Raw genomic sequence first — 23,158 nt, forward strand, 5'->3', positions numbered from 1 at the left:
CAGCCGAGGAGGGATGCGGGCACCAGGATCGCGCGAGCATCGGGCGGCGCACCGGCGAGGCGGCGTGGCGGCGTGTCAGGGCTCAGGGGGCCGGCGCGTCGGCCATCGGCGTCGCCGTGCCCGTGACGGTGATGCCGCCGACGACGGGGACGTCGACCACGAGCACGCTCGGCCGGCCGACGTGCCGACCTTGCCGCACCACCACCCGCGCAGGAGGCGCGATCAGGTCGAGCGCACGGAGGTACCCGCCCAGCGACGCGGCCGCCGAGCCCGTGGCAGGGTCCTCGGTGATCGCTCCGACGGGGAAGAGGTTGCGCGCCTCGACGACGGTCGCTCCGGACTCGTCGACGCCCCGGTCGCAGAACACCGTGACCGTCCCGGCCCAGCCCTGCTCGTCCATCAGGGCCCGCAGGGCGGCCGGCTCGAAGCCGAAGCCGTCGAAGACGCCGAGCTCACGCACCGCCACGATCGGGTGTCGGTTGCCCGCGAACGACTCCCGCAGGGGACGTCGGTCGTCGAGGTCGGCCCGGGTGAGCCCGAGCAGGGCCAGCAATCGATCGGCGACGGTCGCCTCGAGGTCACGCACGACGGGCACGACGCTCGTGAACGACGCCGTCACGACGCCCGTGCCGTCGTCGCGGCCCGCATCGGCCGCGGCACCGGCATCGGCATCGGCATCGGCATCGGCACCAGCACCAGCACCTGCCTGAGCCCCAGCCCCACCTACGGCCTCGACCGGACCAGCGCCCCGCGCCGTCGCGATCACGACCGGCCCGACCGCGGTGTCGAGCGTGAACGGCCCGACCCCGCGCCGTTCGGCCAGGGCGACCGCGGTGGCGATCGTCGCGTGTCCGCAGAACGGCACCTCGGCCCCGGGCGAGAAGTAGCGCACGGCCACGCGACGGTCGTCCCCGGCGACCGACGCGTCGACGACGAAGGCCGTCTCGGCGTGGCCCACCTGAGCCGCGATCCGCAGCATGTCCACGGCCGAGAGGGTCGCCGCGTCGAGCACGACGCCGGCGGGGTTGCCGCCGCCGGGGCCGTCGGCGAAGGCCGTCAGGTGCAGCACCTCGACGGTCGAAGCCGACGCAGCGTCGGTCGGATGGGGCGCGGGCGCGGGTCTGCGGTCGGTCACGACGCCACTGTGCCGCACCGCGCCTCCTCGTCGCCAGCGCCACCTCGCGTCGGGTGGCCCGAGGCCGACCGGGCGGCGTCGCCCCCGTCGCCGGCATCAGCCCACGCACCCGACCCCCGCTCGCCCCTCGACGCGCCGACGACACGGCCCGCCTCGAGCCGGACGACGCGGTGCGCCACGCCGATCAGCGCCGGGTCGTGCGAGACGACGAGCACGGCCACGCCGTCGGCCGCCTGGTCGAGGAGCGTCGCGCGGATGCAGTCGCCGCTGCCGGCGTCGAGGCCGGTCGTCGGCTCGTCGAGCAGCAGCAGGTCGGCACCGCGGGCGAGACCGTGGGCGAGGAGGGCCCGTTGCCGCTGGCCGCCCGACAGCGCCGCGAACGGTCGGTGCGCGAGGTCGGTGACGTCCAGGCGGTCGAGCGCCTCGTCGACGGCGGCACGGGCCGGGCGGTCGAGGGGGCGCCAACGACCGACGCGACCCCAGGTGCCGACCGTGACGACGTCCCGCACGGTGACCGGCAGACGATCGGACACCGACGTGCGCTGCGGGACGAAGGCGGCCGCCACGGTCACCACGCGCGTGCCGGAGGTCGGCGGACGGACGCCCGCGACGACCTCGAGCAGCGTCGACTTGCCGGCGCCGTTCGGCCCGGCGACCACCGTGAGGGCGCCCGCGACCACGTCGAGGTCGACGTCGGCCAGGGCCACGCGGTCGCCGAACGCGACCCCCACCCCTCGGAGGCGCGCCAGGGACGAGGGAGCGGCGGCGGTGGTCGTCGTCATGCCACCACCCTAGTTGATAAGCATTCTCATTCTCAGCTACGGTCGTGTCTCGTGCCCTCCTTCTCCACCGTCGTCCTCGAGCCGTTCTCGCTCGACTTCGTCCAGCGCGCCCTCGTCGGTGGCGGGCTCGTCGCCGTCCTGTGCGGCGTCGTCGGCACCTGGGTGGTGGTGCGCGGCATGGCCTTCCTCGGCGAGGCCCTCGCCCACGGCCTGCTGCCCGGCGTCGCGCTCGCCACGGTGCTCGGCGCCCCCGTCCTGGTCGGCGGAGCGCTCAGCGCCGTCGTCATGAGCCTCGGGGTCGCCGCACTGCAACGCCGCGGGCGGCTCTCGTACGACACGAGCATCGGCCTGCTGTTCGTCGCGATGCTCGCGCTCGGCGTCGTCGTGGTCTCGCACTCGGGCAGCTTCGCGACCGACGCCACGTCGATCCTGTTCGGCGACGTCCTCGCGATCTCGCCCACCGACCTCGCCCTGCTCGCGGCGGCGACCGTCGTCGGGGTGGCCCTGGCCGCCGCGTTCCACCGCCCGCTGGTGGCCCTCGCGCTCGACCCCCGCCTCGCCGCCGTGCTCGGGCTCGGGCCGCGGTCGGCGCAGGCCGTGCTCGTCGGGCTCGTGACCCTCGCCGTCGTCGCCTCGTACCAGGCCGTCGGGTCGTTGCTGGTCGTCGGACTGCTGCTCGCACCGGCGGTCGCGGCTGGCCCCTGGACGACGCGCCTGCCCACCCGCATGGTGCTCGCGTCCGTGGTCGGGGTGCTCGCCGTGGTCGTCGGGCTGCTCGTCTCGTGGCACGCGGCCACGGCCGCGGGGGCGTCGATCGCGGCCACCGCCGTGGCCTTCGCCGGGCTGTCGGGAGCCGCCCGGGCCGTCGTGACCCGGCGGTGGCGCCGACGACCCGCACCGCACCTCCCGGCGGTCGACGCCGTCGTCGCCTGACCGCCTCCCAGCCGCTCCGCACCCCTCTGCCCCGCCTGCCCGCACCCCACCCGGAAGGACCGCATGCGATCCCCCCTCCTCTCGACCTGCCTGACCGGTACGCTCGCCCTCGGGCTGGTCGCCTGCTCGGCCGGCCCCGCCCGGGACGGCGGCGACCCGGTCACAGCCGCCCCGACGGGCACGACCGGCGAGGGCCACGGCGCCGTCACCGGCGCCGAAGAGCTCGCCGAGCCCCGCCTCGGGCTGACCACGATCGACCCGTCGGGCGTCGTCCACCACCTCGACCTGCTCGACGAGGGCGTCACCGAACTCGGCTCGGTCGGTGCCCCGTCCGCCGTGTCGACGGACGGGCGGTACCTGTTCGCCGAGACCCCCGACGGCCTCGAGGTCGTCGACAGCGGGGTGTGGACGTGGGACCACGTCGACCACTTCCACCACTACCGGGCCGACCCGCGCCTCCTGGGCACCGTCGAGGGCGACGGCGCGGCGACCGTCGCGACGACGAACCTGTCGACCTCGGGGTCGACCGGCGTGCACTTCGCCGGGTCGGGAGACGCCGTCCTGCTCGACACCGAGGCGCTCTCGCGCGGTGAGCTGCGCGAGCGGTTCCGCCTCGAGGGCGAGCCCGGCCCGGGCATGGTCGTCCCCGTCGGGTCGTCCGCGCTGGTCACCGAGGGCGGCGGTGACCAGACCACGCTGGTCGGCCGCACCGCCGACGGCGACGAGACCGGCCTCCGCGAGGCCTGCCCCGACGCGTCCGGCACGATCACCACCCGCGTCGGCGCCGTGGTCGGCTGCGCGGACGGAGCCCGGCTCGCGACGGTCGTCGACGACGAGCTCGTCGTCGAGCGCATCCCCTACCCCGCCGGCAGCACCGCGACCCCCGCCACGTCGTTCGACAACCGGGAGGGGCGACCCACCGTGGCCGCGCTCGCCGGCTCCGAGGGCGTCTGGCTGCTCGACACCCGGGCCCGCGCCTGGACGCTGCTGCCGGCCGCGACCCCGCTGGCGCACGTGACCGCCGTGGACGACGAAGACCAGCGCCTCGTCGCCCTCGCGCAGGACGGCCGGGTGCTCGTCCTCGAGGGCAGCACGGGCGCGATCGAGGCCGAGACCGCGCCCCTCGTCGCCGACTCGCTCGCGGCCGGTCGCGTCCCCACCCTGATCGCCGATCAGCAGCGGGCCTACCTCTCGGCCCCGGTCGAAGGGAAGCTGTACGAGATCGACCCGGCCGACGACGCCCGCGTCGCCCGCGTCTTCGAGACGGCGACCGAGCCGGCCTTCGTCGCGGAGACCGGGCGATGAGCGCGCCGTCGACGATCCGCCACCGGGCCGGGCTCGCCACCGTCGCCCGCATCGCCGCCGTCACGGCCGCCGCCGCCCTGGCCCTGACCGCCTGCGCGCCGGCGGCGGACGACCGCCCCACCGTGGTCGTGTCGACGAACATCCTCGGTGACGTCGTGGGCGAGCTGGTCGGCGACCAGGCCGAGGTCGTCACGCTGATGAAGCCCGACGCCGACCCCCACTCGTTCGAGATCTCGGCGCAGCAGGCCGCACGGATGCGGGCGGCCGACCTCGTCGTGTCGAACGGGCTGGGCCTCGAGGAGGGGTTGCAGCAGCACCTCGACGCGGCGGTCGAGGCCGGAGCGCCCTCGTTCGTCGCGGGCGACGCGATCGACGTGCTCGACTACCGAGAGGGCGACGCGGCCGGCACGCCCGACCCGCACCTCTGGACCGACCCCGGCCGCGTGCTCGACGTCGTCGACGCGCTCGAACCGGTGCTCGCCGAGGTCGAGGGGGTCGACGGGGTCGCCCTCGCCAGCCGCACCGCGGACTACCGCACCGCCCTCGACCGGCTCGACGCCGAGATGACTGCGGCGTTCGCGGCGATCCCGGCCGAGCGCCGTGCCCTCGTGACGAACCACCACGTCTTCGGCTACCTCGCCGACCGTTTCGACTTCGACGTCGTGGGCGCCGTGATCCCCGGCGGCACGACGCTCGCGGCCCCGTCGGCGTCCGACCTCGCCGACCTCGTCGAGGCCGTCGAGACGACGGGCGTGCCGACCGTGTTCGCGGAGTCGTCGTCGCCCGACCGGCTCGTGCAGGCCCTCGCGAACGAGGCGGACGTCCACGTCGACGTCGTCGAGCTGTTCACCGAGTCGCTCACCGCGGCCGACGGCGACGCCCCCGACTACCTGACCATGATGCGCGTCGACACCGAGCGCATCGCCACCGGGCTCTCGCCGTGAGCGCCCGTCCACCAGAAAGAGGAACACTCATGCGCACCCTCCCCCTGCGACGAACGGGCGGCACGCTGCTCGCCCTCGGCGTCGCCGCGACCCTCGTCGCCTGCTCGACCGGCGGGCCCGGCACCGCGTCCGGCGCGACGGACGGCGGCGACGCGACCCGCGCCTCCTCGTCCGGCCCCCGCCTGGCCGTCTCGTCCGAGGGCCGCGTCGTCGTGCTCGACGGCGAGACCCTCGAACCCGTCGGCGACTTCGCCGCCGAGGAGTTCACCCGCCTGAACCCGGCCGGCGACGGTCGTCACGTGATGGTCACGACCACCGCCGGGTTCCAGGTGCTCGACACCGCGGCGGGCAGCACGGACGAACCCGCCCTGACCGACCTCGTGTTCGACGCCGACACCGCGGGCCACGTCGTCCGGCACGGCGGCAAGACGATCCTCTACGCGGACGGTACGAGCGACACCACCGTGTTCGAATCGGCCGACCTCACGGATGCCGTCACCGACGGCGACCTGCCCACCGTCGAGACGATCGAGGGCGTCGAGGCACACCACGGCGTCTCGGTCGTGCTCGAGGACGGCACGTTCCTCACGACGGTCGGCGACTCGGACGGCCGGACGGGCATCGAGGTGCGCGACGCCGGCGGCGCGGTCGTCGCGCAGAGCGACCAGTGCCCCGGTGTCCACGGCGAGGGCACCGCGGCCGACGAGGCCGTCGTGTTCGGCTGCGAGGACGGCGCGCTGGTCTACCACGACGGCACGATCACCAAGCTCGACTCGCCCTCGCAGCCGTACGGCCGCATGGGCAACGCCTACGTCAGCGAGACCAGCCCGCTCGTCGTCGGCGACCACAAGGACGACCCCGACGCCGAGGGCTACCTGCTGCACGCCGTCACGCTGATCGACACCGAGGCGGACACGCTCGGCGTGGTCGACCTGCCCGAGGGCGTCGAGTACACCTTCCGGGGCGTCGCGCGCGGCCCGGGCGACCTCGCCTACCTCATCGGCACCGACGGCGCCGTGCACGTGCTCGACCCCGCGACGGGCGAGCTGACGGCGTCGTGGCCCGTGATCGACGCGTGGCAGGGCCCGGCCGAGTGGCAGGAGGCCCACCCCGCGATCGTCGTCGCCGGCGACGTCGGCTACGTCACCGAGCCGGCCACGAACGGCGTGCACGCGATCGACCTGACCACGGGCGAGGTGCTGACGTCGACCCGACTCGACGTCACGCCGAACGAGATCGCGGTGGCGACGGCCGACTGACGCGACCGCCCACGGGAGGAGGAGGCGCGGTGCGACGACACCGCGCCTCCTTCGTCGTCGAGGGCTGCGCGCGGCCCGCGCGCCCCGGCACGACTTTTTCGTGACGTTCCGGCGTCGGCGACCGTCCTCATCGTGTGCCGTCCTCCACGATGGCGGCAGCGGACGACGGATCGAGAGGACCACCATGCCGAGCTTCTACGTCAGCGAGCCCGACGGAGAACCCGACGCGACCGGTGGCGTCACCCCTCACCCCGTCGACCTGACGGGCGGCACCGAGACGACCTACCGGCGCGTGCAGGACGGCGGCACCGACCTGCGCGAGGCGACGAGGCGGCTCGAGACGCACTACCGCGGCCGACGGTTCGAGTCCGAACCGACCGACGCCCCCTTCGAGTACTCGTACGTGCTCGCGGGCGACGACCGGCTCGTGTTGCAGACCTCGTCGTTCTCGGCACCGATGCGGGGCGAGATCCCCTTCCCCGGGCAGTACATCGTCGCGTGGAACCGCAGCGGTCGCACGACCCTGCACCAGCGCGGCCACACCTTCACGAGCGAGGGCGCCACGCCGTTCCTGATGCCGGCCGAAGAGGCCTTCTCGTTCGAGTCGACGCCGCGCAAGAACAGCATGGTGCAGCTGGGCACCGCGTTCCTCGAGCAGACCGCGGCCGAACGACACGGCGGCCCGTCGCAACGCATCGTGTTCGACTACGCCGTCACGCCCCGACCCGAGGCCGTCGCCGCCTGGCGTGCCACGGTCGGCTCGAGCGCCGCCGCCGTCGTGGCGGAGCAGGCGTCGCCGATCATGCGCCTCGAGGCCCAGCTGGCCCTGGCCCGGGCCCTGCTCGACCTCTTCCCGTGGCGCGCCGTCGACGTGCCCGTCGGCCTGCGCACGCAGGAGGCTGCGCGGGTGCGGCACGCGGTCGAGTACATCCACGCCCACGCCGCCGAGCCGCTGACCCCGGCCGACATCGCCGCCGCGTCGGGCATGCACACCCGCACCCTGCAGACCTCGATGAAGGAGCACCTCGGCACCTCGCCCGCGGCCTACCTGCGACAGGTGCGACTCGACCGCGCCCGCGACGAACTGCTCGCCGCCGCCCCGGCCGAGACGCGCGTGTCGGACGTGGCCCGCCGGTGGGGATTCGGCAACTTCGGCCGCTTCGCGGGGGCCTACGCCGAGCGCTTCGACGAGTACCCGCGCGACACGCTCGCGCGGTAGCCGGGGCTGGTCGCCCCCGCCCGACCCCGAGACACCGGTCGAGTGGGCGGCAAACGTCCTTCCCGGGCGGGTGGAGGACAGTTCGAGCCCACTCGACCGTCGAGCACGCCCGGCGCGGCGTCAGCTCGGGTCGGGGGCACCCTGCTGCTGGGCGTAGGCCTCGGGGCCCTGTTCGGCGGCCTTCGGGTCCATCCAGCCGAACTCGAGGATGTTGCCGTCGGGGTCGGTCAGTTGGCGCTGGTACATGAAGCCGTAGTCGGTGGCCGGGCGCGCCTCCGTGCCTCCGGCGCCGAGGCCGGCCGTGACGGTCGAGTCGACGTGGTCGCGCGAGTCGAGCATCACGGCGGTCGCGACCGAGGCCGCGGCGGTCGGGTCGCCGATGGGCAGGTCGGTGAAGGTCTGGAAGAACTCGCGGGTCAGGATCATGAACGCGCTGTGATCCTTTTCGACGACGACGCAGGCCGCGTTGTCGTCGGTGAAGAGCGGGTTGATGGTGAAACCGAGAGCCGTGTAGAACGACTTGGCACGGTCGAGGTCGGTCACGGGCAGGTTGACGAAGATCATGGCCATCGGGTTCTCCTTCGAACGGTCGTCAGGTGGTGACGCACACAGTGCTCCTGCCCCGGTACGCCGTCAAGGCCTCGGGTTCGCCCAGCCGGTATGTTGTCGAGAAGTCGTCAGCATCGGTGCCCGATCCGTGCGCGACCGCCTGAGAGGTCCCGCCCGTGCGCATCGCCGCCTTCATCGTCTCCGTCGTCGTCTCGTGCGTCCTCACCCTGGGCGGGACGCTCCTGGTCGTCTTCGCCGCGCCTCCCCGCGTCGACTGGACCCTGCTGTTGGCCACGACGAGCCTCGTCACCCTCGTCTTCGGACCCGTGGTCCTCGGCTCGCTCACCGCCTACTGGGACTTCCGAGGCGACGCGGCCCGCCGACGCCTCCTGAGGCGGTGGATCGTCGGGGTGGTCCTCTCCGAGGTCGCGGGAGTGGCGGCGATCGTCGCCTACGCCGTGATCAACGGGTCGCCTTGGTGGCTCGTCGTCGTCCACGCCGGGGGCGGCGCCCTGCTGACGGCCGTCGCCCTGGTCGTCGGACCGGCCGTCCAGCGGCGCGAGGCCGCGTCGGGGGACGCGACGCCGACCTGGGTGCCCATCACGCCCCACGAGATCGTCCGCAAGGTGGTGCGGATCGCCGCCGTCTTCACCGGCGTCCTCGTGGTCGGGCTGGTCGTCGTCGTCGTGGTCTTCACGACCGTCGACGGGCTGTCGGGCGAGCTGGCGAGCGGCCTCGGGCTCGCTGTGGCCCTCGCGTTCTTCGCCGGTGCGATCACCTGCGTGGTGACCTCGCTGTCGTTCAACCGGGCCCTGAGGGAGGCCACCGACCGCGACCCCGCGCTCGTGCAGAAGGTCGGCAAGGTCGTCCTCCGGGGCAAGGCGGTCGACCTCGAGCCCGCCGAGCGGGTCGCCGCCGCACGGTACGCCCAGGTGGTCGCGGTCACGCTCCCGTTCCAGTTCGCCTACCTCGTCATGCTCTACGCCGGGATCGCGATCCAGCAGGTGCAAGGTCTGTCGTCGGGCACCAACCCGTTCGCCCTGCCCCTGCTGGTCGTGCTCGTCGTGGTGCTGGTCGCGTTCTTGCCGTGGACCGTCCTCCGCATCGCCCGGGCCCGCCGCTACGCCCGCGAGCACGCCGCAGAGGCCGACCCCGACCCGCGAACCCCGACCGACGCGCCCGCCGTGACCCCGCAGGAGGCGCGGGCCGACTCCGACGCGGACGCCCGGCCCTGAGGCGGCTCAGAAGTCGAGCAGGCGCAGCGTCACGCTGACGGTGTCGCCGACCCCGACGCCCAGGGCGTCACGCACGGCCCGCTTGACCGGCAGGGCGTAGGCGTTCTCGTCGCCCAGGGGGAAGACCGACGTGGCGAACGTGGACGACCCGATCCGCGCCTCCACCCGGACCGAGCCCCAGCCGCGCAGCAGGTCGCCGGCCACCATCAGCACGTGGTCTTCTACCTCGGGCGGCAGGCTGACGAACGTGTAGAAGGCCCGTCGGCTCTCCCACCGCCAGAGGTCGCCGTCGAAGCGGAACTCCATCGGTCTTCCTCTCGTCGGTGACCTGCCCCGCACCGAATCTACGGTGCACCGCCGCCCCGCGGCACCGCGCCTCCAAGTTCGAGGACGGGGCTGTGCACTACGGTCGACCCGTGGCGGTGCGTCGAACACCGAGCACCCACGTCAGACCGGACCTTCGTCACCGGAAAGCGAGACCATGACCGCCATCGACGACCTGCTCGCCATCGCGAGCCCGCCTCTGGGCGCCGACGACGCGACACCGTCGACCGGGCACGACCACCTCGACGCGCTGCTCAGCCGCAAGAACGGTTTCTACGCCTTCGAGTCGGCCCTCCACGTCTTCCCGACCGGCCCGTCGGCGGTCACGTCGCTCGAGGAATGGAACGCCGCGTCCCTCTGGCGTCACGAGTACGGCGACCTCGCTTCAGGCCTGACGTTCTTCGCCGAGGACGCCTTCGGCGTCCAGTTCGCACTCGACGGGGACGCCGTCTGGACCTTCGAACCCGAGACGGGAGCGAGGGAGCGCTTCGAACCCACGGTGGAGTCGTGGGCCGCGGCCCTCCTCGCAGACTACGAGTCGACCACGGGGCATGTCCTGGCCCATGCGTGGCAGGTGGCGAACGGCCCCCTGCCCCCGGACCACCGCCTCGTCCCTCGGCAGCTCTTCGTGCTGGGCGGAGCGTACGAGGTCGCGAACCTGGCGAACCTGCCGGCCGCCCAGAGCATGGGCTTCCGCGGATCGATAGCGCGGCAGATCGCCGACCTGCCCGACGGGACGCAGATCCGCCTCGTCGTGGACTGAAGCGCCTGGAATCGTGGGCGGGAGAATCTGCCACTGGAACCGAAGCGCTCGCGCACGTCCTCCGAGGCCGGGTCACCCACCCGCCGGGTGCGCCAGCGGCAGGGTGACCTCGATCGTCGTGCCGGCCCCGGACGTCGACGCGACCCGGACGTCGCCGCCGTGACGCCCGGCGACCTCGCGCACGAGGGCGAGCCCGATGCCGAAGCCGGGGCGTCCGCCGCCCGGGGACGACCCCTCCGTCGGCTCGGCCCGGGCGAAACGGTCGAAGACGCGCGACGGGTCGATGCCCGTGATGCCGGAGCCCCGGTCGGCGACCGCGACGACCACCGCGGCGGAGGGGCCCCGCCCCTCGACCCGGACGGTCACCACCACGGTCGAGCCCGCCGGCGCGTGGCCGAGGGCGTTGTCGACCAGGGCGAGGACGGACCGTCGCAGGCTCGTCCTCGGCACCGCGACCTGCGCCTCCTCACCCGCAGCGACCCGTTCGAGGCGGATCTCCCGTTCGTCGGCCAGGACGGTCATCGACGACAGGACCTCCGCGACGACGGCGTCGACGCCGACGACCGGAGGTGCGTCTGCGTCTGCGTCACCACCACCGTCACCACCGCCGACGGCCTCGAGCAGGTCCCCGACGATGTCGATCAGGGCACGGGAGTCGCGGCGGAGGTGCGCCACGTCGGAGGCGACCCGCGCGTCCGCCGACACCGCGCCTCCGTCGATCCGGCGTTCGAGGGCCTGCAGCCGGGCGTCGAGGACGGCGAGCGGGGTGCGCAGCTCGTGGCTGGCGTCGGCGACGAACCGGCGCTGCAGGCGCAGGGCGTCGCCGAGCGGGCGGACGGCCCGCCGCGCGATGACGACGGATACGAGACCGGCGAAGACGACGCCGGCGAGGCCGAGCACGACCAGGCCCGCCACGACGTCGGTGGCACTCACGAACACCTCGCCCTGACTCGCCGCGGCGACCTGCTCGAGCCGTTCGGCGGGCACGCTCTGGTGCAGCACCCACGCGATCGTCAGGGCCAGGGCGGCCACGACGACCGCGGCCGAGGCGACGACGATCTGCCGCCCGATCGAGCGGGCCGCCACCTGCAGGGCCGCCGCGTCGGGGTCCGGCCGCCGCGCCGTCGGGGTCGTGCCCGCCGTGCGTCGCCGCACCCGCTGCCCGCGCCCGGTCACAGCGCCCCGAGCCGGTAGCCGCGTCCGCGCACGGTCAGCACGACGTCACGGTCGAGCTTGCGTCTCAGGTAACTGACGTAGGTGTCGACCGTGCCGAGCTGTTCACCCCGCGGGAAGACCGCGGCCAGCAGCTCGGCGCGACCGAAGGTGTAGTCGGGTCGCTCGGCGAGCGCGGCCAGCAGCCCGGCCTCGCGCTCGCTCAGCACCACCCGGCTCGACCACGGCGTCACCACGACGCGGCTCTCGGCGAACAGCCTGCCCTCGCCGACGTCGAGCCACGGTTCGTGGGCCGCGAACGACCGGGTCAGGGCCCGCAGGCGCGCGAACAGCTCGTCGAACTCGAACGGTTTCACGAGGTAGTCGTCGGCGCCGACGTCGAGGCCCTCGACCCGGTCCGCCGTCGAGCCGAGTGCGGTGAGCATCAGCACGGGCGTCGTGACGTGGTCGCGACGCAGGGCCGCGACCAGCTCGGTGCCGTCGAGCCCGGGCAGGCGTCGGTCGACGACGATCACCGCGTGCGTCCCCGCACGGGCGGCGTCGAGCCCCCGCCGGCCGTCGGCGACGAGGTCGACGCGCCACGCCTCGGCCAGCACGTCGGCGACGATCGGCCCGAGTTCGGGGTCGTCCTCGACGAGCAGGAGGCGCGGCAGGGTCTCAGGGTCGGTCACCGGATGCCTCCTCCCGCCGTCGTGTCCCTGCCGATCGTCGCACGGCGGCGAGCACGAGGGGCAGCACCGACACCGCGACCAGCGCGATCGCCAGCAGGTCGATGTGGTCGGCGACGAACGGCAGGCCGCCCAGGAGCGAGCCGAGCACGGTCATGCCCACGGCCCAGAGGAACGCCCCGGCGAGGTTCCACACGACGAAGCGGCGGTACGAGTAGCCGCTGGTCCCCGCGGCGAGCGGCACGAACGTGCGCACCACGGGGACGAACCGGCCCAGCACGAGGGCCGGGCCGCCGTGCCGCGCGAAGAACGCCTCGGCCTGCTCGAGGCGGGCCGTCGTGAGCACCCGGGCGTCGGGCCGGAACCAGCGTCGCCCGAACCGGTGGCCGAGGAAGAACCCGACCTGGTCGCCGGCTGCGGCGGCCGCGAAGGCGCAGAGGGCGATCACCGCGACGCTCAGGCCGAGCCCCTGGTGCAGCAGGCCGGCCGTCACGAGCAACGAGTCACCCGGCAGGAACGGGAAGAGCAGCCCGGACTCGACGAAGACCATGAGGGACAGCCCGCCCAGGGCCCAGGGGCCGAGTGCGGTGAGCAGCGTCTGCGGATCGAAGAGGGTCATCGGGGGTTCCGTTCGAGGTCGGGTACCGACGGGGCACCGGGTGGGGTCACGGCAGGCCGGGCGGGTCGGTCGGGTCGGTCGGGTCGGTCAGGTCGGGCAGGCCGGTCGAATCGGCCGGGGCGGTCGAATCGGCCGAGCAGCCACCGCCACGGCGGACGGGCGAGCGCGACGACCGAGCAGCCGAGCACGGTCGACGCGAGGGTGTCGGTGGGGTAGTGCACGCCGATCCAGACCCGGGACCCTGCCACGACGACGACTCCGAGCGTCGCGACGACGGCCGCGAACCACCGCGCACGACGCCCGCGGACGACGAACACGATCGCCAGCGCCAGGCCGGTCGCCAGGGCGGTGTGCCCGCTCGGGAACGAGAACGAGTGCGGCTCGACCAGCAGCGGGTCGACGAGGAGGCGCGGGTCGGGTCGGTCGCGCCCCACGATCACCTTGACCGTCTCGGCCGCCGTCCAGGGCAGCACCGCGACGCCGGCGACCGTGAGCGCCTCGGCGACCCGTCGCGTCGCCACCCACACGGCGACCGCGACGAGCATGACGATCGCGGCCCCGAGCTGCGGCCCGAGCAGGCGATCGATCAGCAACGCCGTCGCGTCGACGAGGGGCGAGTGCATCCGGCTGACGCGCTCGACGAGGTCGAGGTCCGTCGCCGCGACTCCCCCGGCGCCGGACGTGATCACGAGGCCGGACGCGACGACCGCGACGATGCCCACTCCACCCGCGGTCGCGGCCACGACGTCGCGGTGGGCCGATCGTCGAGCGGGACGAAGGGCAGGAGGCGCGGGTCGCGTCCCCCGCGTCGCCACCGGTGGTCTCCTGTCGAGTGCGGTCATGCCCCGAGGGTCGCGGTCGCCGTCTCAGAAACCGCCCAGGGACGGGGACGAGCCGACCCGCGCCTCCTCGTCCCGGCGTCTGGGGGCTTTCTGGGAGCGCGGTCGTCAGGGTCGTCCGCATGACGACACGAGCCGAACGCACGGGGCCGGCACTCCGCCGCCCCTCCTCGCTGCTGAACAAGGTCCCCGAGGTCACGCTGGCCTTCTGGGTGGTCAAGGTGCTCTGCACCACCGTGGGCGAGACCTTCGCCGACTTCTTGAACGATGGCCTCGGCCTCGGCCTCACCGTGACCAGCCTCGTCATGACCGCGATGCTCGTCGTCGCGCTCGTGCTGCAGTTCCGGTCGCGACGCTACGTGCCCTGGGTCTACTGGCTCACCGTGGTGCTCATCAGCGTCGTGGGGACCCTGCTGACCGACACGCTCACCGACTCGCTCGGCGTGAGCCTCTGGGTCTCGACGGGGGTCTTCGCCGTCGCACTGGCCGTCTCGTTCGGCACCTGGCACGCGGTCGAGCGGACGCTCTCGGTCCACGACATCACGACCCGTCGCCGCGAAGGCTTCTACTGGACGACGATCCTGCTGACCTTCGCGCTCGGCACGGCCGTCGGCGACCTCCTGGGCGAGCAGCTCTCGCTCGGGTACCTGCCGTCGGCGGTGGTCTTCGCGGCCGCCATCGCCCTGATCGCCCTGGCCCACCGGGCCCTCGGCCTCGGCGCGGTGGTCGCGTTCTGGGCGGCCTACGTGCTCACGCGGCCCCTGGGGGCGTCGCTCGGCGACCTCCTCTCGCAGGCGTCCGGCGACGGCGGACTCGGGTTCGGCACGACCGCGACGAGCGTGATCTTCCTGGTCGCGATCGCGGTTGTCGTCGTCGCCATGACGTGGTCGGGACGTCGGACCGCCCGCGCCGCCCTGCAGCGCTGATGCACGTCCGACGGGGCGGACGGAGGACGACGTGAGGCAGATCACGGTCGACCGGCTGGCGGCCCAGACGTCGCCGCTCGTCGTGGACGTGAGCGGCGCGGACGAGTTCGCCGAGGGCCACGTGCCCGGTGCGCTCAACCTGCACCCGTCGCGACTCGCGGACCGATTCGACGAGATGCCCCACGGGGTCGCGGTCCACCTCATCAGCCGGGACGGCTCGCGGAGCGCCCGGGCGACGGCCGCCCTGGTGGCCCACGGGATCGACGCCGTGGACGTCGTGGGCGGGACGACCGCCTGGATCGAGGCGGGGCTGCCGCTCAGCCGCTCGTGACAGGCCGCTCGGCGGGCACCGGTGTGATGACGAAGGCGTCGAGGTTCGGCAGGGCCCCGCGGACGCGCAGACCGGCGTGGTCGGCGATGCGCGACGCATCTGCCAGGTCGTTCGTCCCGACCTCGACCGACGCCGACCCCGTCAATCGGTGCCCGATCCAGCGCAGGCGGAGGCCGCGGACGTGGAGCACCCCGTCGGAGTGCTCGAGCGCGTGCTCGGCCCGGTCGAGGAGGTCGGGGTCGACTGCGTCCATCAAGCGGGCACCGACCGACTTCACGGTGCCCCAGAGCAGGACGACGATCGAGACGGCGATCAGCAGACCGATGATCGGGTCGGCCAACGGGAACCCGAGCAGCACGCCGACGGCTCCCACCACGACCGACAGCGACGTGAAGCCGTCCAGACGGGCGTGCACGCCGTCGGCGACCAGCGCCGCCGAGCCGATGCGGCGTCCGACCCGGATGCGGTAGACGGCGACGATCTCGTTGCCGGCGAATCCGACCAGACCGGCCACGACGAGCAGCCAGGGCGCCTGGACGGGCTGAGGACGGACGAGGCGGTCGACGGCCTCCCACCCGGCGACCAGGGCCGAGAGCGCCACGACGACCACGATGAAGAGGCCGGCGAGGTCTTCGGCGCGCCCGAAGCCGAAGGTGTGCCGGCGCGTCGCGACCCGGCGCCCGAGGACGAACGCGATCCACAACGGCACGGCCGTGAGGGCGTCGGCGAAGTTGTGGATCGTGTCGGACAGCAGCGCGACGGAGCCTGTGACGACGACGAGGACGGCCTGCAGCAGCGTCGTGGCGAGCAAGACGAAAAGGCTGATCTTGACCGCTCGGACCCCCGCCGCCGACGCCTCGAGCGCGTCGTCGACGGAGTCGGCGGAGTCGTGCGTGTGCGGGACGAACAGCTCGTGGAGCCAGCCGCCCAGGCGGCCGTGCGGATGGTCGTGGTCGTGCCCGCCACCGTGGTCGTGCCCGTGCCCGTGCCCGTGCCCGTGGTCGCGGCCGCCGCCGTGGTCCTGGTCGTGGTCGTGGTCCTGGTCGTGGTCGTGGTCGTGGTCGTGGTCGTGGTCGAGCCCAGTCACGTCACTGCCCCTCGGCGTGGTGCGGTGCGTTGCCGACGACGTGCTCGGCCTGCCGGACCGCGTCGCCGACCAGCTCGGACGCGTGCTCGTCGGTGAGGCGGTAGAAGGCCGTCGTCCCCACGCGGCGCGGCTGCACCATGCGCGCGAGCCGGAGTTTGGCCAGGTGCTGCGAGACCGCTGCCGGGCTCTTGTCGACGATGTCGGCGAGGTGGTTCACCGACAGCTCCTCGGCGTTGCGCAACGCCAGGATGATGCGGATGCGGGTCGCATCGGCCAGCATCGCGAACACCTCGACGGCGAGCTCGACGTACTCGGAATCGGGGTCGAGACCGCATGTCTTCTTATCTACGTGCATGCGCAGATACTAGTACAATGACTCCGAATCCCAGCGTCTGGCAAGATCTCCTGATGCCCGCCGACCGAACGCCCCGCCGCCCCGACGTCACGACCACCGACATCGTGGGCGGTGCCGAGCCGGTGCGCATCACGTTGCACGACTACGACGAGCGCTGGCCCGCCGCGTTCGAGGCGCACCGTCGCCGCATCGTCGAGGCCCTGGCCCCGACCGGCACCGAGGCCGGCGGTGACGTCCAGGTCGAGCACATCGGCTCGACGGCCGTGCCCGGTCTCGCCGCCAAGCCGATCGTCGACGTCGTCGTCGTGGTGCCCGACATCACGGCCGAGGAGGACTACCTCGACCCGCTGCTCGCCGCGGGCTACGAGCTGCGGGTGCGTGAACCCGGGCACCGACTAGTCCGCACGCCCGAGCGCGACGTGCACGTCCACGTCTACGAGCGCGGCGCGACCGCGGTCGACGAGTACCTGCTGCTGCGCGACCACCTGCGGGCCGACACCGCCGACCGCGACCTCTACGCGGCGACCAAGCGCGAGCTGCTCGACCGGCGCTGGGACGACATGAACGACTACGCCGACGCCAAGACCGAGGTGATCACCGCGATCAAGGGGCGCGCCCGTGCCGCCCGCGAGGGCCGACACGTGAGCTGACCGAAAACGAACCGAAAGCTGACGCACGCGGCTCTTGCCTGCAAGGCGAGCGTCACTTATCTTTGTGATCGAACCACCCGGCAGACGTCGAGGGCCCACCACCCTCGAGCGGCCCGGCCGTCCGCGACCTCACCAGTCGCGCCCGACCGCTCCGTGCTCCCGCCGCCTCGCCGTCACCGTCGTTCCAGGATCAGGAAGCACCGCCATGCCCATCTCCACGCCCCGTGCCGCCCGTCTCGCCGCCTTCATCGGCGTCCCCGTCGCCCTCGTCGTCTCGGGCGTGCTCGTCTCGGCCGCGTCGTACTCGGCGTTCTCGGCGACGACCACGAACCCCACGAGCAACTGGACGGCCGGCACGGTCGCCCTCACCGACGACGACGCGAACGCCGCCCTCTTCACGGCCACCAACCTCAAGCCCGGCTCGACCGCCTCGAACTGCATCAAGGTGACGTCGACCGGCTCGCTGCCCTCGAACGTCGTCCTCTACGGCGCCGGCGGCACCCCGGGCACCGCGCTCGGCTCGGCCCTGAACCTCACCATCGAGCAGGGCACGGGCGGCGGCTTCGGCTCGTGCACCGGCTTCACCGCCGACGCCACCAACGGCACGGCCTACACGGGCACCCTCGCCGCGTTCGGCAGCGGCCGCACGTCGTTCGCGACGGGCGTCGGCTCGTGGACCACCACGGGCGCCGCGAGCGAGTCGAAGGTCTACCGCATCACGTACTCGCTGCCCACCGGCGCGGCGAACACGCTGCAGTCGGCGACCGCCTCGATCGGCTTCACCTGGGAGGCCCAGAACAACTAGTCCGCGACCCGGACCCGCTGCGCCCGCAGCACCCGCACCGGACGAGAGGCCGTCGTGAGCACGCACCCCGCGCACGCCCTGCCGAGGCACCACGCCTCGGCAGGAGCGTCCGTGGCGGCCACCGTCGGCACCGGCGGCCTCGCCGACTGGTCGCGCATCGTCGTCGCGACGGTGGCCCGCGGGGTCGTCGCCGCCCTGCTCGGCCTCGCCTTCTGGGCCGTCGCCCCGGCGGTGCTCGGCTGGCAGCCCACCACGGTGATGACCGGCTCGATGGCACCGCGCATCCACGTCGGCGACGTCGTCGTCTCGCGACCCGTCGACCCGCTCTCGTTGCACCAGGGCCAGGTGCTGCTCTTCGACGACCCCGACCAGGCCGGCCACCTGCGTCTGCACCGGTTCGACGCCCCCGGCGTCGACGGGGCGATCGTCACCAAGGGCGACGCGAACCCGTCCGCCGACTCGAGCCCCGTCGCGCGCGAGGCCGTGCACGGGGTGGCGATGGTCCGCGTCCCCGCCGTCGGGCTGCCCGTCGTCTGGGCGCGCGAGGGCGACTGGGCGCACCTCGGCCTCGCGGCGGCGGCCCTCGCGGTGCTGCTCGTGCTGACGACGCTCGACTCCCCGCTCCGTCGCCGCGCCTCCTCGGCGACCGATGTCGACGGCGACGCGTCGCCTCCGGGCGGCGGCGAGCGAGCAGGCGAGGACGAGGAGGCGCGGCTCGCGGCCCCGACGACGCCCCGCCGCCTGCACCGTCGGCTGCACCGTCGGCTGCACCGCCGGACCCGACGTCGCCGGACCACCGCGGCCGTCTCGGCCGCCGTGATCGCCACCTCGACGATCGGCCTGATGCTGCCCGCCGAGGCCGTCGCCGCCCCGTTCCGGGCGACGACGGCCTCGCCGACGAGCTCGCTGACGGCGACGACGGTCGTCGCCCCGACGGCCCTGACCTGCACGAACACCAGCGGCTCGAGCGGCGTCGTGATCGGCTGGTCGTACTCGGGCGAGACCCCCGAGAAGTTCGAGCTGCTGTACGGCAGCACGGTCCTCGCGACGACGACGGCGGGCACCCAGCGGTCGGTCACCTACGACCAGGGCGCCCTGCTCGCCCTCGGCAACCGCTACACGCTCACCGTGCGCACGACGCTCGCCGGCTCGTGGACGGCCACGTCGACCTCGACGACCTCGGTCCAGGTGACCGCCCTGCTGCTCGTCTCGGCCGTCCGCTGCTGACGGCCGCCGACCGTCCTCGGTCCCGACGGCCCCGACGGCTCTGACGGCCCTGCGCGGGTGGCACCGACGGCTCTGACGGCCCTGCGCGGGTGGCACCGACGGTCCTCCCGTCGTGCGGGGCCCGGGTCACGGTGGGAGGCGAGGCGCACCATGGCTCCATGACCACCACACTGATCACCGGGGCCAACAAGAGCCTCGGCCTCGAGACCGCCCGGCGCCTGCTCGACGCCGGCCACACCGTCTACGCGGGCATGCGCGACCTCGACTCGGGCGACGCCGTCCGGGCCCTCGGCGCCCACGCCGTGCAGCTCGACGTCACCGACCAGGCGAGCGTCGACGCGGCCCTCGCCTCGCTGCCCGAGCTCGACGTGCTCGTGAACAACGCGGGCGTCCTCGGCTCGTCGTTCGGCGTCGACGACCTCACGCCCGAGGCCCTGGGCGAGGTCCTCGACGTCAACGTCGTCGGCATCGTGCGCGTCACCCAGGCGGCGCTGCCCCTGCTGCGCCGCTCCGGGCGACCCGTCATCGTGAACGTCGCGTCGGGCGTGGGCTGGCCACGCTGGTTGAGCACCGAGGGCCACGACGAGTTCCCCGTCGCCGCAGTGCCCTACGCCGCGTCGAAGGCGGCCGTGATCGCCCTGACCGTGCAGTACGCGAAGAACCTGCCGACCTTCCGGGTGAACGTCAGCGACCCGGGCTACACCGCGACCGACTTCAACGGGCACGGCGGCCACCAGACCGTCACCGAGGGCACGGACGCCACGGTCGCCCTCGCCCAGCTCGGCCCGGACGGGCCCACCGGCGAGTTCCACGACCGCCGCGGCCGCATCGACTACTGACCGGCGACCCGAGGACTAGACCTGACCTCGTGCCGTCACCGCTCCTCCTCGCCTCGCTCGCCGGTCTGCTCTCGGGTCTCTCGCTCGTGGTCGGGGCGGTGGTGTCGTGGTTCGTGAAGGTGCCCCGCGAGGCCGTCGCGCTCGTGATGGCCTTCGGCGCCGGCGTGCTGATCTCCGCCCTGTCGTTCGACCTCGTCGACGAGGCGACGACCAGCGGCGGACTCGTGCCGACCCTCGCCGGGTTCTTGGCCGGTGCCGTCGTCTACGTCGTGCTCGATCAGCTGCTCGAGCACGGGGGCTTCCGCCGCAAGCGCCACAGCCGGGGGTCGGCGGGGTCGGGAACCGGCCTCGGCATCGCCCTCGGCGCGCTGCTCGACGGGGTGCCCGAGACCGCCGTGCAGGGCGTGAGCCTGACGGGCGGGGGCTCGCTCAGCATCGCGGTGCTCGTCGCCGTGGTCATCTCGAACTTCCCCGAGGGCATGTCGAGCACGGCCGACCTCAAGTCGTCGGGCCGGTCGGCCCGCTACGTCTTCGGGCTGTGGTCGGGCATCGCCGTGGTGTGCGCCCTCTCCGCGCTCGGCGGGTACGCCCTGCTGGGCGGCGTGCCCGAGGGCGGCCAGTCGTTCGTGATGGCGTTCGCGGCCGGGGCCATCCTCGCGATGATCTGCGACACGATGATCCCCGAGGCGTTCCGCAAGACGCAGACCCTGACCGGCCTGGTCACGGTGCTCGGCTTCGTCGCGAGCTACGTCGTGCACCAGGTCGCCTGAGTCGTCCGGGTCGGCCGGGTCGGCCGGGGCCGGGCATGCCAGCCGTCGGCCCCGAACTGGGTCATCCGTTCTGCGAAGGGGCGGCGCCTCAGGGGTCGGCGCTCTAATATCCTGCATCGGTGAGCCCCGACCTTCCCGCCACCCCGGAGAACCATCCGGAGTCCGTCCGGCTGCTCGCGTCCACCCTCCGGACCCTCGACGAGGCGCACCGGCGCTACCGGTTGCACGCGGCGAAGGTGATCGGCATGGGTCACACCGAGCTGTCGGCCCTCGTGGCGATCGGCGAGGCACCGGGCATGACGCCCGGCACCCTGTCGCACGAGCTGCTGCTCAGCACCGGCGCGACGACCGCCGTCGTCGACCGGCTCGAGAAGTCGGGCCACGTCGTCCGCACCCGCCACCCCGACGACCGGCGCAGTCTCTTCCTGCACCTCACCGCCGCGGGCGAGGCCACCACCGCCGCCCTGACCGAGGCGTACCAGTACGTCCTCTCGACCACGGGCACGGACGAGACGATCGCCGAGGCCCTCCCCCAGCTCGACAGCATCGCCGCGGCACTCGACGCCGCGTCCCGCGAGCCCACCTCCTGACCCACGCGGCCGGGGGCCGGGCTGCGCGCCCGCCGACCCCGCGCCTCCGGGGCGTGCGCGGCCGCCGACGCCGCGCCTCCTGCCCGTGTCGCACCGCCAGGTGAGCATCGCACCGCCAAATTCGGCGGTGCGATGCTCACCTGGCGGTGCCACACCACCCCGTCCGCACCACCACGCCCAGGTCGCACCACCGTCGCGTCGTCGAACCACGCCGGAGTGTGGTTCGACGACGCGAACGTGGTGCGACCTCGGGCGGGGCCGGCCTCCTAGGCTTCGGGCATGGGATCGGACGTCGCGGCGCGCTACGCCGAGCGGGCCGGCGAGTACGCCCGGCACCTCGGCTCGATGTCGTCGGTGCACCCGGCCGACGAGCACCTCGTCACGTCGTGGGCGGCAGGACTCGGCCCCGACGGGCTCGCGCACCCCGTGCTCGACGCGGGCTGCGGTCCCGGCCACTGGTCCGGGCACCTCGCGGCCGAGGGCGTCGACGTGCGCGGCATCGACCAGGTGCCCGAGTTCGTCGAGCACGCCCGCCGGGCCCACCCCACCGTGCCGTTCGACCTGGCCGACGTCGACGCCCTGCCGTACGGGCCGGGTGAGTTCTCGGGCGTCCTCGCCTGGTACTCGCTGATCCACCACGACCCGGGCGACGTCCGTCGGCCCCTCGACGAGTTCGCGCGGGTCCTCCGACCAGGTGGCGGGCTGCTCGTCGGCTTCTTCACCGGGTCGACCGTCGAACCGTTCGACCACGCGATCACCACCGCCTGGCGCTGGTCGCCCGACCTCCTCGCGGACGCCCTCCGCGCCTCCGGGTTCGACGTGCTCGAGACCCACACGCGCACGGGGCCGACCTCCGGCCCCAGACCCCACGGCGCCCTCGTCGCCCGGCTCGCCCGGTAGGCCCGCCCGGCTGCCACCGCAGCACGCCGGGTAGCATCGCGGCATGCCGGAGGGTGACAGCGTCCACCGACTGGCGGCGCGCCTCCGTCCGTCGCTGGTCGACCGGCTCGTCGTCGACGGCGAGCTGCGGTCGGGCGGCCGGGCGGGCGACTCGCTCGCCGGTCGGCGCGTCGTCGAGGTCGACACCCACGGCAAGCACCTGTTGACCCGCCTCGACGACGCCACCACGCTGCACACCCACCTGCGGATGCAGGGCTCGTGGACCCTCACCCGACCGGGCCGCGCCCTTCCGTCGCGGCTGCAGCGGCAGGTGCGCGTGCGGGCGCGGCTCGACGACGGCCACACCCTGTGGGGCGTCGACCTGCCGGTCGTCGACCTCGTGCCGACCCGTGACGAGCACACCCTGATCGGCCACCTCGGCCCCGATCCGCTGCGCCCCGACTGGGACCCCGAGGAGGCGCGACGTCGCCTGGCCGCACGCCCCGACGTCACCGTCCGTGCGGCGCTGCTCGACCAGCGTCCGATGGCCGGCCTCGGCAACCTGTGGGCCAACGAGGTGGGGTTCCTGCGCGGCGTCCACCCGGCGACCCCGATCGGCGAGGTCGACGTCGTCAAGCTCGTCGACGTCGCGGCCCGGGCGCTGCGCTTCTCGGCCACGACCCCGGGCGCCTACCAGGTCACCACGGGCCGCACCCGCCGCGGCGAGACGCACTGGGTGGTGGGCCGGGCCGGTCGCCCGTGCCTGCGGTGCGGCACCCGCGTCGAGGCCCGTGACGACCCGCCCGGCCCCGACGGTCGCTCGCGCCGGGCGTGGTGGTGCCCGCGGTGCCAGCCCGCGGCGGGCTCGACGGGCTCGACGAGCGGCTGACGGCAGGACCACGACGACGCCGAGTCACCCGAGCGGACGGGCTCGGCCCGCGGGGGCGACCGC

The 23,158-nt window shown here is 73.9% G+C and carries 27 protein-coding genes; 17 read left to right on the plus strand and 10 right to left on the minus strand.

All coding sequences use genetic code 11. The features are described from left to right. Positions 1–82 precede the first annotated feature (82 nt). Both ITJ55_RS06755 and aztA read right to left on the minus strand, forming a co-directional pair. Positions 83–1,135: a PhzF family phenazine biosynthesis protein gene (locus ITJ55_RS06755; RefSeq protein WP_194594606.1), complete on the minus strand. Its 1,053-nt coding sequence runs from the start codon at positions 1,133–1,135 to the stop codon at positions 83–85. After that, positions 1,132–1,917, minus strand: coding sequence for a zinc ABC transporter ATP-binding protein AztA (gene aztA / locus ITJ55_RS06760; RefSeq protein ID WP_194594607.1), 786 nt, complete (start codon positions 1,915–1,917; stop codon positions 1,132–1,134). The genes ITJ55_RS06755 and aztA overlap by 4 nt, the downstream gene beginning before the upstream one ends. Before the next feature lie 51 nt (positions 1,918–1,968). On the opposite strand from aztA, the gene aztB reads away from it, so the two are divergent. The 5 genes from aztB (at position 1,969) to ITJ55_RS06785 (ending at position 7,577) form a co-directional block, all read left to right on the plus strand. Further along, positions 1,969–2,850 (plus strand): zinc ABC transporter permease AztB, encoded by an 882-nt coding sequence (aztB, locus tag ITJ55_RS06765; RefSeq protein ID WP_194594608.1) that lies wholly within the window; start codon positions 1,969–1,971, stop codon positions 2,848–2,850. Between the two features lie 63 nt (positions 2,851–2,913). Continuing rightward, positions 2,914–4,155: an ABC transporter gene (locus tag ITJ55_RS06770; protein ID WP_194594609.1), complete on the plus strand. Its 1,242-nt coding sequence runs from the start codon at positions 2,914–2,916 to the stop codon at positions 4,153–4,155. Continuing rightward, the gene (aztC, locus tag ITJ55_RS06775) at positions 4,152–5,099 is read left to right on the plus strand and encodes a zinc ABC transporter substrate-binding protein AztC (protein WP_194594610.1); all 948 of its coding nucleotides are present in this window, start codon (positions 4,152–4,154) and stop codon (positions 5,097–5,099) included. Before ITJ55_RS06770 ends, aztC begins: the two co-directional genes overlap by 4 nt. Positions 5,100–5,128: 29 nt before the next feature. Continuing rightward, positions 5,129–6,358: a zinc metallochaperone AztD gene (gene aztD / locus ITJ55_RS06780; RefSeq protein WP_194594611.1), complete on the plus strand. Its 1,230-nt coding sequence runs from the start codon at positions 5,129–5,131 to the stop codon at positions 6,356–6,358. Between the two features lie 184 nt (positions 6,359–6,542). Next, the gene (locus ITJ55_RS06785) at positions 6,543–7,577 is read left to right on the plus strand and encodes a helix-turn-helix transcriptional regulator (RefSeq protein ID WP_194594612.1); all 1,035 of its coding nucleotides are present in this window, start codon (positions 6,543–6,545) and stop codon (positions 7,575–7,577) included. 120 nt (positions 7,578–7,697) lie between these two features. On the opposite strand, the gene ITJ55_RS06790 is transcribed toward ITJ55_RS06785, so the two are convergent. Beyond that, on the minus strand, positions 7,698–8,147 hold the full coding sequence (locus ITJ55_RS06790) for a VOC family protein (protein ID WP_194594613.1): 450 nt from the start codon (positions 8,145–8,147) through the stop codon (positions 7,698–7,700). Positions 8,148–8,302: 155 nt separating this feature from the next. Between ITJ55_RS06790 and ITJ55_RS06795 the strand changes: the two genes are divergently transcribed. Next, a complete protein-coding gene (locus ITJ55_RS06795) occupies positions 8,303–9,361 on the plus strand; it encodes a hypothetical protein (protein WP_194594614.1) in 1,059 nt (352 codons plus the stop codon). Between the two features lie 6 nt (positions 9,362–9,367). Here ITJ55_RS06795 and ITJ55_RS06800 read toward each other — a convergent pair whose 3' ends face one another. Then, positions 9,368–9,667 (minus strand): DUF1905 domain-containing protein, encoded by a 300-nt coding sequence (locus ITJ55_RS06800; RefSeq protein WP_194594615.1) that lies wholly within the window; start codon positions 9,665–9,667, stop codon positions 9,368–9,370. Positions 9,668–9,842: 175 nt separating this feature from the next. On the opposite strand from ITJ55_RS06800, the gene ITJ55_RS06805 reads away from it, so the two are divergent. Then, positions 9,843–10,448 (plus strand): hypothetical protein, encoded by a 606-nt coding sequence (locus ITJ55_RS06805; RefSeq protein WP_228497575.1) that lies wholly within the window; start codon positions 9,843–9,845, stop codon positions 10,446–10,448. Positions 10,449–10,520: 72 nt separating this feature from the next. Here the strand turns inward: ITJ55_RS06805 and ITJ55_RS06810 are convergent, their stop codons facing one another. The 4 genes from ITJ55_RS06810 to ITJ55_RS06825 are packed head-to-tail and all read right to left on the minus strand — an operon-like array spanning position 10,521 to position 13,750. Next, positions 10,521–11,603 carry a HAMP domain-containing sensor histidine kinase gene (locus ITJ55_RS06810; RefSeq protein ID WP_194594616.1) on the minus strand — a complete coding sequence of 361 codons (1,083 nt, stop codon included), beginning with the start codon at positions 11,601–11,603 and terminating at the stop codon, positions 10,521–10,523. Positions 11,604–11,620: 17 nt separating this feature from the next. After that, positions 11,621–12,292 (minus strand): response regulator transcription factor, encoded by a 672-nt coding sequence (locus ITJ55_RS06815; protein ID WP_194594617.1) that lies wholly within the window; start codon positions 12,290–12,292, stop codon positions 11,621–11,623. Next, positions 12,279–12,908 carry a DedA family protein gene (locus tag ITJ55_RS06820; protein WP_194594618.1) on the minus strand — a complete coding sequence of 210 codons (630 nt, stop codon included), beginning with the start codon at positions 12,906–12,908 and terminating at the stop codon, positions 12,279–12,281. Before ITJ55_RS06820 ends, ITJ55_RS06815 begins: the two co-directional genes overlap by 14 nt. After that, entirely contained in the window at positions 12,905–13,750 is an 846-nt protein-coding gene (locus ITJ55_RS06825; RefSeq protein ID WP_194594619.1) for a phosphatase PAP2 family protein, read from the minus strand. The genes ITJ55_RS06820 and ITJ55_RS06825 overlap by 4 nt, the downstream gene beginning before the upstream one ends. Positions 13,751–13,869: 119 nt before the next feature. Here ITJ55_RS06825 and ITJ55_RS06830 point away from each other — a divergent pair, with 119 nt between their 5' ends. Together ITJ55_RS06830 and ITJ55_RS06835 are read left to right on the plus strand one after the other, a co-directional pair. After that, positions 13,870–14,673, plus strand: coding sequence for a hypothetical protein (locus tag ITJ55_RS06830; protein ID WP_194594620.1), 804 nt, complete (start codon positions 13,870–13,872; stop codon positions 14,671–14,673). 31 nt (positions 14,674–14,704) lie between these two features. After that, entirely contained in the window at positions 14,705–15,004 is a 300-nt protein-coding gene (locus ITJ55_RS06835) for a rhodanese-like domain-containing protein (RefSeq protein WP_194594621.1), read from the plus strand. Here ITJ55_RS06835 and ITJ55_RS06840 read toward each other — a convergent pair. Further along, positions 14,991–16,091, minus strand: a complete 1,101-nt coding sequence (locus ITJ55_RS06840) for a cation diffusion facilitator family transporter (RefSeq protein WP_194594622.1) — start codon at positions 16,089–16,091, stop codon at positions 14,991–14,993. The genes ITJ55_RS06835 and ITJ55_RS06840 overlap by 14 nt on opposite strands. 1 nt (position 16,092) lies before the next feature. Then, a complete protein-coding gene (locus ITJ55_RS06845) occupies positions 16,093–16,446 on the minus strand; it encodes a metalloregulator ArsR/SmtB family transcription factor (RefSeq protein WP_194594623.1) in 354 nt (117 codons plus the stop codon). 53 nt (positions 16,447–16,499) lie between these two features. Between ITJ55_RS06845 and ITJ55_RS06850 the strand changes: the two genes are divergently transcribed. From ITJ55_RS06850 to ITJ55_RS06885, 8 genes are all read left to right on the plus strand, one after another. Then, a complete protein-coding gene (locus ITJ55_RS06850) occupies positions 16,500–17,096 on the plus strand; it encodes a GrpB family protein (protein ID WP_194594624.1) in 597 nt (198 codons plus the stop codon). A 205-nt stretch (positions 17,097–17,301) separates the two neighbouring features. Then, the gene (locus ITJ55_RS06855; protein ID WP_056258913.1) at positions 17,302–17,901 is read left to right on the plus strand and encodes a hypothetical protein; all 600 of its coding nucleotides are present in this window, start codon (positions 17,302–17,304) and stop codon (positions 17,899–17,901) included. A 54-nt stretch (positions 17,902–17,955) separates the two neighbouring features. Next, the gene (locus ITJ55_RS06860; RefSeq protein ID WP_194594625.1) at positions 17,956–19,128 is read left to right on the plus strand and encodes a S26 family signal peptidase; all 1,173 of its coding nucleotides are present in this window, start codon (positions 17,956–17,958) and stop codon (positions 19,126–19,128) included. A 158-nt stretch (positions 19,129–19,286) separates the two neighbouring features. Further along, on the plus strand, positions 19,287–19,967 hold the full coding sequence (locus tag ITJ55_RS06865; RefSeq protein ID WP_194594626.1) for an SDR family NAD(P)-dependent oxidoreductase: 681 nt from the start codon (positions 19,287–19,289) through the stop codon (positions 19,965–19,967). Between the two features lie 29 nt (positions 19,968–19,996). Continuing rightward, positions 19,997–20,737, plus strand: coding sequence for a ZIP family zinc transporter (locus ITJ55_RS06870; protein WP_194594627.1), 741 nt, complete (start codon positions 19,997–19,999; stop codon positions 20,735–20,737). 119 nt (positions 20,738–20,856) lie between these two features. Further along, the gene (locus ITJ55_RS06875; protein WP_370544056.1) at positions 20,857–21,327 is read left to right on the plus strand and encodes a MarR family winged helix-turn-helix transcriptional regulator; all 471 of its coding nucleotides are present in this window, start codon (positions 20,857–20,859) and stop codon (positions 21,325–21,327) included. A gap of 279 nt (positions 21,328–21,606) precedes the next feature. Further along, positions 21,607–22,227 carry a class I SAM-dependent methyltransferase gene (locus tag ITJ55_RS06880; RefSeq protein WP_194594628.1) on the plus strand — a complete coding sequence of 207 codons (621 nt, stop codon included), beginning with the start codon at positions 21,607–21,609 and terminating at the stop codon, positions 22,225–22,227. Positions 22,228–22,270: 43 nt separating this feature from the next. Continuing rightward, positions 22,271–23,095, plus strand: a complete 825-nt coding sequence (locus ITJ55_RS06885; protein ID WP_194594629.1) for an Fpg/Nei family DNA glycosylase — start codon at positions 22,271–22,273, stop codon at positions 23,093–23,095. Positions 23,096–23,158 lie beyond the last annotated feature (63 nt).

Source organism: Frigoribacterium sp. VKM Ac-1396 (assembly GCF_015350895.1).
GTDB lineage: Bacteria > Actinomycetota > Actinomycetes > Actinomycetales > Microbacteriaceae > Frigoribacterium.